This window comes from Methanoculleus sp. UBA374, from assembly GCA_002508705.1.
In the GTDB taxonomy this organism is placed as follows: Archaea; Halobacteriota; Methanomicrobia; order Methanomicrobiales; family Methanoculleaceae; genus Methanoculleus; species Methanoculleus palmolei.
The window spans coordinates 107,635-117,027 of the sequence record DAYL01000019.1; the positions used below are offsets into that span (position 1 = coordinate 107,635).

Sequence of the window (9,393 nt, forward strand, 5' to 3'; positions counted from 1 at the left end):
CCGGTCGTTGTGTTGATCGGCAGCGATCGGCACAGGCCCGTAGCCGGGCGCTCACGGGGCCCGCGCGAACCCCTCGTTTACAGATAAGCGAACGGATGGCGTACCGTGGAACAGGCGATCAGGACGGTCAGGCCCGGCGGGAAGATCGGGAACGTCAGCTACCCCGGCTCGGCGACTGGGCCGGGGATGGAGAAACTTGCAAGCCTCATCGAGGCCGACAGGCTCAACCTCTCTCCGATGCTCACCTGTCGGTTAAGGAGCTTCGAGAACCTCGAAAAAGCCCTGCCCCCGATGAAGGAGAAGCCGCGCGACCTCATCAGGCCTGTCATTGTGATGAAAGCCCTCACGCAAACCGCCGGATGCCGGCAAGCGGGGGGAGGACCACCGCCTCGCCGTCGACCTCCACCACCGGCTGCAGGCCGCCCGCATCAACGCGGCGGAGAATGGGCGAGAGGAAGTCCCGGCCCTTTGCGTGATTTATCACGACGCCGGGTGAGAGCGGGTTTGCGGCCGGCATCACAACGAGGTCTTTTCCGTGCACGACGCCCTGTCCGTAGAGGAAGCAGGAGAACCGCGCCATATCGATCTCGATCACCGGGTGGTCGTGGCCGATGACGAGCGTCCCGTGGTCCTCGACCTCCCGGTCGCCGTGAACCACCGTATACCCGCCGCGGTCGTAACGGTCGACCGTCCCCCCGGCGACCGCCGGGAGCATGGCGTCATGCGTTCCTCTGACGAGGACGACCTCGCATTCCGTCCGGAGGGCGGCAAGGATCGTCGAGAGCGTCTCCTTCACTCCCCGGCTCACCCGGTCGAAGGCATGGAAGATGTCTCCGTCGAGGACGAAGACCGTCGGTCCGAACCGATCGAGGACGGCCTCGAACCGGTCGAGCAGCGTCTCCTCCTCATGGAGCGGGAAGTGGAGCCCCTGCCGGTAGAGGGTCTCGGCAAGACCGATATGGACGTCGGAGACGACGCAGAGGCCGAGGTCCCGGACGTAGAGGGCGCCCTTATAGAAGCCAAACCGGCGGAGGAGGTCGGTTTCGCCGACTGCGGTCATGCCGTCGCCCCGTCTTCGATGCTGCTCATCACCCGGCGCTGGAACTCACGGAGCATCGCGAGCCGGTCCTGTGCGTAGACCGCGTCGGAGACGCCGAGGGTCGCAATCCCGAACGCAAGCGGGCTTGGTGACGCGGATCGGGTCAGGACGACCTCGATCTCGCCGGCACCGATGGCGTCGACGATCTCCCGGATGTTCTCCGCTTCGAACCGGTCCTCGATAACCTCTCGGTAGGTCTCCCGCATCACGGCAAAGTCCGGAAGACGTTTTGCAAACGCAATCAGCATATCGGCGCTCACCTGCTGGCGCCGGGCGCTCCGCTTCCTGCCCATGTAGTTACGGAGGATCATGAACGACCGCGCCGCGTTGATCCGGAAGACCCGTTTCTCGAGCTGGGTATTCCCGATGGCCTCCGTTAAGATCTCCCGGCATGCATCGGCCCGGATGCCCCTAAGGATGCGCACGGGGTCGGCTTTCTTCTCCAGAGGGACCGAAATTAAAAACCCGGTATCGCTGATCCCGACCGAGACGTTCGTCGTCACGTCCCGTGCAATCATGCAGGCGACGATCCGGGAGAACCCGTCGTTGAACCGCAGCCCGTAGTTGGTCATGAAGAAGTAGAACCGGCGGCGGTTCTCCCTGTCGGCCTGCTCTTCGACGACTATCCGGCCCGGTGTCGGGACGGCTAGATCGCCCAGATAGCGCACCTGCTGCTCGAAGATCGAGCAGATGCTCCGGGCGCTGTTCTCATCGATCGGGTACCGGGTGAGGAGCGCATCGACGAGTTCCTCCGTCGCAAACGTCTGCATCGCGCGAAGCATCCTCTCTTTGAACCGGAGGACATGGAGCCCGAGGTCGAACGAGAGCGGGAGTTTCTCCGAGAACCAGCTCGGGATCGTCGGGCGGTCGCCTGTCGGGTCGACATAGAGTTTCCCGCCCCGGCGGTAGGCGAACTTGTAGCGTCGTCCCCCGAGGACGAAGACGTCGCCCTTGTTCATCCGCTCGAGATACTTTTCATCCAGGTTTCCGGCAAAGACCCCGCTCCGGGTGAGGACGTCGCAGGAGAACTCGTCCGGGATGGTCCCGGAGTTTAAGAAATAAATCATTCGGGCGTTTCTCCCCCGCTTCTGAACCGTTCCGGTCTCCGGGTCGTGCCGGATCTTCGCGTAGATGTGCCGCTCTTCGAGCCCTGCGTACTCCCCGGCAAGGTAGCGGACGACGCTCATGAGGTCCTCCTCTTCGAGATTCCGGTAGCAGTGGGACCGGCGGAAGACCGCGAGCATCTCGCCGATCCGCTGTCTCCCGATAAGCGCCATCCCGAGGACGTGCTGAGAGAGGACGTCGAGGCAATTCTCCGGTATGTGGACCCGGTCCACAAACCCTTTCTGCCCCTCCCGGAGGATCACCGCGCACTCCACGAGTTCGTCGCGGTCGAGGACGATGATCCGGCCTTTCACCACCTCGCCGAGACGGTGTCCGGCACGCCCCACCCGCTGGAGGAGCGCCGCGACGGACTTCGGCGACCCCACCTGGAGGACGAGGTCGACATAGGGCATATCAACCCCGAGTTCGAGCGACGTCGAGGTCGTCACCACCTTCACCTTCCCGGCTTTGAGTTTTTCTTCGATGGCGAGCCTTCCCTCCGCCCCCATCGAGCCGTGGTGGCACCCGGTGTTCTCCTCCCGGTAATACTCCGGGTAGCGGACCCGGAGGTTGTGGAGGATCCGCTCGGCTCCGTTTCGGGTATTCGTGAAAATGAGCGTGTTGTTGTGCTCCTGGACCAGACGGTGGACGGCCGCATACAGGTGCCGCGAGAGGTCTTCGGGAGTGGTCTCGATCAGGTCGGGGACCGGACAGATGAGGGAGAGGTCGAACTCCCGTGAAAACCGGGTATCGACGACCGAGACGTTACGTCCGGCGCCGACGAGGAATTGCCCGACCTCCGCGAGGGGCTCGATCGTCGCCGAACACCCGATCCGCGCGAACCTGCCGCCGGTCTCTTTCACCAGTTCCTCCAGGCGCTCAAGGCTCACCGAGAGGTGAACGCCGCGCTTAGAACCCGCAAGGGAGTGAATCTCGTCGACGACGACCCACCGCACCGTCCGGAGGCTTCGACGGAATTTCGGGGAGTTTAAGAGGATGCCCAGGGTCTCGGGGGTGATGTTGAGGATATGCGGGGGTCTTTGTGCTATCTTCGCCCTCCCGGCCCGCGAGACGTCGCCGTGGCGGACGGCGTGCCGGATGGGCGTGTGCTCGACCCCGCGCTCGCGGGCGATCTCCTGGATGCCCTCAAGCGGCAGACTGAGGTTTTTATGAATGTCGTTTGCGAGCGACTTGAGCGGCGAGATATAGAGACAGTAGACGCTGTCCTCGAGGCCTTCGGTCCGTGCCTGGACGAAGAGGTTGTCGATGATTGCAAGGAACGCCGCGAGGGTCTTTCCCGACCCGGTCGGCGAGCAGATGAGGACGTTCTCGTTGTCATGGATGAGCGGGACCGCCATCCTCTGCGGGGGCGTGAACCGTCCGCCGAGTTTTCGTATGCACCATTCCCGCAAATTCTCGTCGAGGAGACCGAGGATCTCCTCATCCGAATGCCCGTTTCGCCCCGCCGGCCGTATCTCCATCTCTCTTCACCTGTTGCTGTCCCTGATCTTACGCTCGTGCGCCGCCCCGCATCGCGATGCGGAGAGCGGCAGATACGTGTTATCCCTGTTCCGTCCCCGCTGCAGGAGAATTAACCGACATCGGCGCTCTGGGATGATGAAATGGGGAAATAATGCCGTAAATTAAAATTCAAACAGCATTTATCCCGATTCTGCGATCAAAGCGCCGCGCTGGAATTTGAATATATTTTGCAGTCGACCAAGAATAGCTTTTGTGCCGCAGGGAGTAAGTGAGAGACGGAGGTCGAGACTATTGCTGAAGTTCCACCGTTTGTTCCCACATTTACGCGCGATGTTGCAGGTGCGTGATACCGGAGGGACGTTCAATCGTGAAAAGCCGTCACCATCCATAGGTATACGTATTTCTGGAGACTTTTCGTCAATTTACGGCTCTCCCTTCTCCCGGTGCGGTCCCGGGAATTGTTCCGCATCCCGGCGCATTTGAGATATTCTAATGTAGGATCTCGTGAAATGTAAGAGAGGAATTACGATGACTGATCACCCGGTTAAGAACATGATGCGGTTGATGGCGACCAAGATCCGGACCATTGCGGACGTGATGTCCGACGACCAGATCGATGCATTTTCGGACGAGATCCTGAACGCAAACCGTATCTATACCATGGGCGCCGGGCGCTCCGGGCTGGTTGCAAAATCGTTTGCCATGCGCCTGATGCACCTCGGCTTCACGGCATTCGTCGTCGGGGAAACCGTGACTCCGGCCATGAAGCCCGGCGACATCATCGTCGTCTTCTCCGGGTCCGGCGCGACCAAGACGGTTGCGGATATCGCCGAGACTGCAAAGGAGATCGGCGGGCGGGTCTGCCTTATCACCTCAAAGAAGGAGTCGCGGATCGGCCGGATCGCCGACTGCATCGTCATCATCGAGAGCCAGCGGGACAATGTGGCCGACGAGTCGGCAGAGTTCGAGATCCGGCAGATGATGGGCGAGCACAAGTCTTTTGCACCGCTCGGCACTATCTTCGAGACAACCGCCATGGTCTTTGGGGACGCAATCGTATCCCGGCTGATGGAGATCACCCAGTGCAGGCCTGAAGACCTTCAGTGCCGGCACGCAAACATTGAGTGAGCGGTAGCATGAATGCACACAGGTGTGCCGACCGGGTCCGGTCGGTAGAGATGTCGGGTATCCGGAAACTCTTCGATGCCGGGGGGCAGGATGCGATCAATCTCGGCATCGGGCAGCCGGACTTCGATACCCCCGACCATATCAAGACGGCCGCAATCGCCGCCATCCGGGAGGGAAAGACCGGTTACACTCCGAACTCCGGGATCTTGGAACTCCGCGAGGCGATCTGCGAAAAATTCGAGCGGGAGAACGGGCTCGCCTACCGGCCGGATCAGGTCCTCGTCACGGCGGGAGGAAGCGAGGCGCTCCATCTCGCCATGGAGGCGCTTGTAAATCCGGGTGACCGTGTCCTTGTCCCCGACCCGGGTTTCGTCTCCTACGCCGCGCTTGCAACGTTTGCCGGAGGGCGGCCCGAGGGGATGGGGCTCGATGCGAACCTTCATATCGACGTCGAGCAGGCGAAGGAGCAGATGGACGGAGCGCGGCTCCTCGTCCTGAACACCCCGGGAAATCCGACCGGCGCCGTCGAGAGCGAGGAGTCGGTCCGCGCGCTCGTTGAGTACGCAAACGACCGGGGCGTCACCGTCGTCTCCGACGAGGTCTACGAGCACTTCGTCTACGAGAAAAAACACGTCAGCGCGGGCCGTTTCGGCGAGGACGTCATCACCGTCAACGCCGCGAGCAAGACCTACGCCATGACCGGATGGCGGGTCGGCTACCTTGCGGCACCTCTGGACTATGTCCCGGAGTGTCTCAAGGTGCACCAGTACGCCCAGGCATGCGCGACGTCGGTCTCGCAGTATGCCGCGCTTGCGGCATACACCGGCGACCAGGGGCCGGTCGTGCGGATGCGGGATGAGTACCGCGCACGGCGCGACCTCCTTTACGCGGGGCTTTCCGGCCTTGGGTTTACCTTCCCCCGGCCGGAGGGTGCGTTTTACATGTTCGTTCCGATGGGACGAAGCCTTATCGGGAAGGCCATCGAAGCAGGTATCATCATCGTGCCGGGTTCGGCGTTCGGTTCGCGGGCACCTGACCACGCACGTTTCAGTTACGCGACGTCCCGGGAGAATCTCTCCCGGGCGATAGAGCGGCTAAAGACACTGATGGAGTAGAAGAAATATGGTAAAAGAGTTACTCAGGAAGTTATCGGACGCCTACGGCGTCTCGAGCAGAGAAGGGAACATCAGGGAGATCATCAGAGCGGAACTTGCAGGGTCGGTCGATGAGTTCCGCGAGGATGCGATGGGCAACCTGGTCGCCGTAAAGCGCGGCGACGATTTCTCCATCATGCTCGCCGCTCATATGGACGAGATCGGCCTGATGGTTCAGTACATCGACGAGAAGGGGTTCATCCGGGTCGTCCCCCTCGGGGGCTGGTTCGGGCCGGTGCTCTACTGCCAGCGGGTGGTCCTGCACGGGGTGAAGGGGCCGGTCCCCGGGGTCATCGGCGCAAAGCCGCCCCATGTGATGAAGGAAGACGAGCGTAAGAAGGAGATCAAGATCGAGAATATGTTCATCGACGTGGGTGCGACGAGCGAAGAGGAGGTGAAGAACCTCGGGATCGAGATCGGCACCCCGATCACCATCGACCGCGAGTTTACCGAACTTGCCGGCAACCGCGTCACCGGAAAAGCGTTCGACAACCGGGTCGGCGTCGTGATGCTCATCCGGGCCCTGCAGCAGACGAAGTCGCCCCACACGGTCTACGGCGTCTTTACGGTCCAGGAGGAACTGGGGCTGAAGGGTGCGAAGGTGAGCGCCTACTCCCTGAACCCCGATTGTGCGATCGCGACCGACGTCACCATTCCCGGCGACCACCCGGGAATCGAGAAGAAGGACGCGAGCGTCGAGATGGGCAAAGGCCCGGTCCTGGTCCTCGTCAGCGCAAGCGGCCGGGGGCTCATGGCCGACCCGAGGATGACCGCGTGGCTCCGGGAGACCGCGGAGAAGAACGGCATCCCTTACCAGCTTGAGGTCGGGACCGGCGGCAACACCGATGCGACGATCATCCACCTCGAACGGGGCGGCATTCCGAGCATCCCGTTCTCGATCCCGGCCCGCTACATCCACTCTCCGGTCGAGGTCGTCGATACCGGCGATATCGAGGCCGGAATCCGGCTCCTCGTCGAGGCGCTGAAGAGCAAACCCGCGCTTTGACGCGGCCGCCCACCCTTTTTTAGGGCCGGGTGGCGGTACGGGCGCCTGCCTTTTGTGTTCGGGCGAGCACGTATCGGAGAGACCCTGCGGAAAAATTGGAGTGCCCAAGAGATAGGTTCCGTCCCGGGTGCATTCCGGTCAATGATGTGGTGTTTTTTTGTTCACAGCCGCAACCGCCTTGGTCTGTGAACCACCTGCATCACCTTGATGGGCCCAGGTGATCCCACTCTCAGGCACACCCACCATAGTTCCCATAGAATATAGTTTTTCCTTAACCACAAGCATGACCATTATTCGGGGCCCGGATCGCCTCAGTCTTCGACAGAGATGACCGCTACCGGGCACGCGTCGGCTGCCTCCTGCGTGCAGTCGGCAAGATCGTCGGCGACCTTGCCTTCCGCGAGGTTGCCGTCAACACGGTACTGCTCCGCAACCTCGCTCAAGCCGTCGTCCGGGTTCTGTTCGAAGACGTCCGGGCAGAGCGTCCAGCAGGACTCGCAACTGACGCATCCCGGTCTGTCGATGGTTATCTTCACCACGGTTCATTCCTCCGTTCTATTGCCGGAGAAGGTCATCCTCTCTCTTAAACGTGACGGCCGGGGTGGGCGTCTCTCCCCTGCGGGGAGGGGTGACGGCAAAATATATCTTCAGTCCGGCCTAACAGGTGAGGATGCAGAATGCGGCCTGGATAACCCTGTTCTTCGCCGGACTCCTGGAGACCGGCTGGGCGATCGGACTGAAGTATACCGAAGGGTTTACGAAGGTCGTGCCGTCGGTGGTGACCCTTGCCGTGATGGCCGGGAGCATTTACCTCCTCTCGCGGTCGCTCTCCGGCCTTCCGCTCGGGACTGCGTATGTCGTCTGGACGGGTATCGGGGCGGTCGGGACGGTCATCGCGGGGATCGTCCTCTTCGGGGAGTCCAGGAGCGTCCTCCGCCTCCTCTGCATCCTCCTGATCGTCTCGGGTATCGTGGGGCTGAGGTTATGTTCGGAGGCCTGAGGGATGCCCGGGTCTCCGGCGAGGCCCTGTGTTTCGAGTGCGTGCGCCTCTTACGTGAGGAGGTTCGGGTTGAGCGTTTTGCCCTGCAAGAAGAGAGGTTTCTCTCACAGGTCGTGTGTCTCTCGCCCGGTGACCACGGAATATGAATATGATCGTCCTTCCCGGCCGCAGCCGGTCAGATGTCCACTGAGGGGTTCACTCATCTGACCGGTGGCCGGGAGGAGCGCGCAGTAGTCGCCGCCTGTTCGATGAAAGCGATAGCCCCGGTGAAACAGACGATTACTGCGGTGATCAGGGAGGCGATCACAGCGGGTGTTCATCGATCGGAGGTGCGGCCCCTATGGGCGGCAGTTCTCTCCCGCAGATCCCGTGCAAGAACCCCAACTCTTCGAGTCCCGGCTTTGCCGCCGCCTGGGCGACAGAGTGTGAGCCGTTATACCGGTGGCTCGAGGAGGAGTCTGCCTGGTGGGCGACCGTCTCCGACGAAGAGTACGCTGCCGGAAAAACCGTTCTTTCCGGTTGTTCGATCCTCCTCTTTATCCGGGCAGAAGGAGGAACAGATCCTATGAATGCCTGACGAAATCCGGAGGGATTTTTGTTTATGGAGCGAGGATACATTCAGGTTTACACGGGCAACGGCAAAGGGAAGACGACTGCGGCGCTGGGTATGTCGCTCCGGTGCGTCTGTGCCGGCAAGAAAGTGTTCTTTGGCGAGTTCATCAAGGACAGGGAATCCAGCGAGCTGAAAGCAGGAGCATTCCTCCCGAACTTTGAGATTGTCCAGTTCGGATGCGGGTGTTTTATCGACCGCGACCCTGAGGAGGAAGATTTCAGGGCTGCCCGCGAGGGGCTTGCGCGGTGCGACAGGGTTCTGCGGTCCGGCGAATACGGCCTGGTGGTGCTCGACGAGATCAACGTGGCGCTCTTCTACGGCCTCCTGGAGGCGGGCGATGTCATCGAGGTACTGGGGAGGAGAGATTGCCGCGTAGAGGTGGTGCTCACCGGGAGGTATGCTTCGCAGGAGGTTATCGATGCCGCAGACCTGGTCACTGAGATGAGAGAGGTCAAACACTATTACCATGAAGGGGTAGAGGCCCGCCCGGGTATCGAGCGTTGAAGGAGCGCCGTGTCTTGCAACATGCGCAGATGTGGTTGTTCTTGGATGGTATCGCAATGTGTGCGTGTGTCCATCTCTCTTAGAAAACTCATCGGCGTCCCGGATCATGGAATCTATCATGAGCGCAGGTTGTCTCAGCGGCGTTATCTTCAAGTACCGTGTCGGAAAAGGGAAAATTCCTGGATATCTGGGAAGTCATCCTAAAAGTTTTCAGCGGCTGACGATTCCTATAGTTCAGAGTATGCTGTCGCCTCCCCGCGAAAAATTGAGTGATCTCTGGTGTCAAACCTCTGATACGGCTCC

The 9,393-nt window shown here is 61.2% G+C and carries 10 protein-coding genes; 7 read left to right on the plus strand and 3 right to left on the minus strand.

The annotated features are described in order from the left end of the window. Positions 1–343: 343 nt before the first annotated feature. Together BRA42_RS06190 and BRA42_RS06195 are read right to left on the minus strand one after the other, a co-directional pair. The gene (locus BRA42_RS06190; RefSeq protein WP_292410949.1) at positions 344–1,060 is read right to left on the minus strand and encodes a metallophosphoesterase; all 717 of its coding nucleotides are present in this window, start codon (positions 1,058–1,060) and stop codon (positions 344–346) included. After that, positions 1,057–3,684 carry an ATP-dependent helicase gene (locus BRA42_RS06195; RefSeq protein ID WP_342770273.1) on the minus strand — a complete coding sequence of 876 codons (2,628 nt, stop codon included), beginning with the start codon at positions 3,682–3,684 and terminating at the stop codon, positions 1,057–1,059. Before BRA42_RS06195 ends, BRA42_RS06190 begins: the two co-directional genes overlap by 4 nt. A gap of 529 nt (positions 3,685–4,213) precedes the next feature. On the opposite strand from BRA42_RS06195, the gene hxlB reads away from it, so the two are divergent. The 3 genes from hxlB to BRA42_RS06210 are packed head-to-tail and all read left to right on the plus strand — an operon-like array spanning position 4,214 to position 6,973. After that, positions 4,214–4,813, plus strand: a complete 600-nt coding sequence (gene hxlB / locus BRA42_RS06200; RefSeq protein ID WP_292410951.1) for a 6-phospho-3-hexuloisomerase — start codon at positions 4,214–4,216, stop codon at positions 4,811–4,813. An 8-nt stretch (positions 4,814–4,821) separates the two neighbouring features. Beyond that, complete coding sequence (locus BRA42_RS06205; protein ID WP_342770274.1) at positions 4,822–5,928, plus strand: pyridoxal phosphate-dependent aminotransferase; 1,107 nt, start codon at positions 4,822–4,824, stop codon at positions 5,926–5,928. A 7-nt stretch (positions 5,929–5,935) separates the two neighbouring features. Beyond that, positions 5,936–6,973 (plus strand): M42 family metallopeptidase, encoded by a 1,038-nt coding sequence (locus tag BRA42_RS06210; protein ID WP_292410953.1) that lies wholly within the window; start codon positions 5,936–5,938, stop codon positions 6,971–6,973. A 311-nt stretch (positions 6,974–7,284) separates the two neighbouring features. On the opposite strand, the gene BRA42_RS06215 is transcribed toward BRA42_RS06210, so the two are convergent. Beyond that, positions 7,285–7,512, minus strand: a complete 228-nt coding sequence (locus tag BRA42_RS06215; RefSeq protein ID WP_292410954.1) for a ferredoxin — start codon at positions 7,510–7,512, stop codon at positions 7,285–7,287. A 131-nt stretch (positions 7,513–7,643) separates the two neighbouring features. Between BRA42_RS06215 and sugE the strand changes: the two genes are divergently transcribed. The 4 genes from sugE to BRA42_RS06235 form a co-directional block, all read left to right on the plus strand. Further along, positions 7,644–7,973 carry a quaternary ammonium compound efflux SMR transporter SugE gene (gene sugE, locus BRA42_RS06220; RefSeq protein ID WP_292410955.1) on the plus strand — a complete coding sequence of 110 codons (330 nt, stop codon included), beginning with the start codon at positions 7,644–7,646 and terminating at the stop codon, positions 7,971–7,973. A gap of 340 nt (positions 7,974–8,313) precedes the next feature. Further along, a complete protein-coding gene (locus BRA42_RS06225) occupies positions 8,314–8,550 on the plus strand; it encodes a hypothetical protein (RefSeq protein WP_292410956.1) in 237 nt (78 codons plus the stop codon). 24 nt (positions 8,551–8,574) lie between these two features. Further along, complete coding sequence (locus BRA42_RS06230; RefSeq protein WP_342770275.1) at positions 8,575–9,090, plus strand: cob(I)yrinic acid a,c-diamide adenosyltransferase; 516 nt, start codon at positions 8,575–8,577, stop codon at positions 9,088–9,090. 118 nt (positions 9,091–9,208) lie between these two features. Then, a partial coding sequence (locus BRA42_RS06235) for a hypothetical protein (RefSeq protein ID WP_342685809.1) occupies positions 9,209–9,393 on the plus strand: 185 nt, incomplete at its 3' end.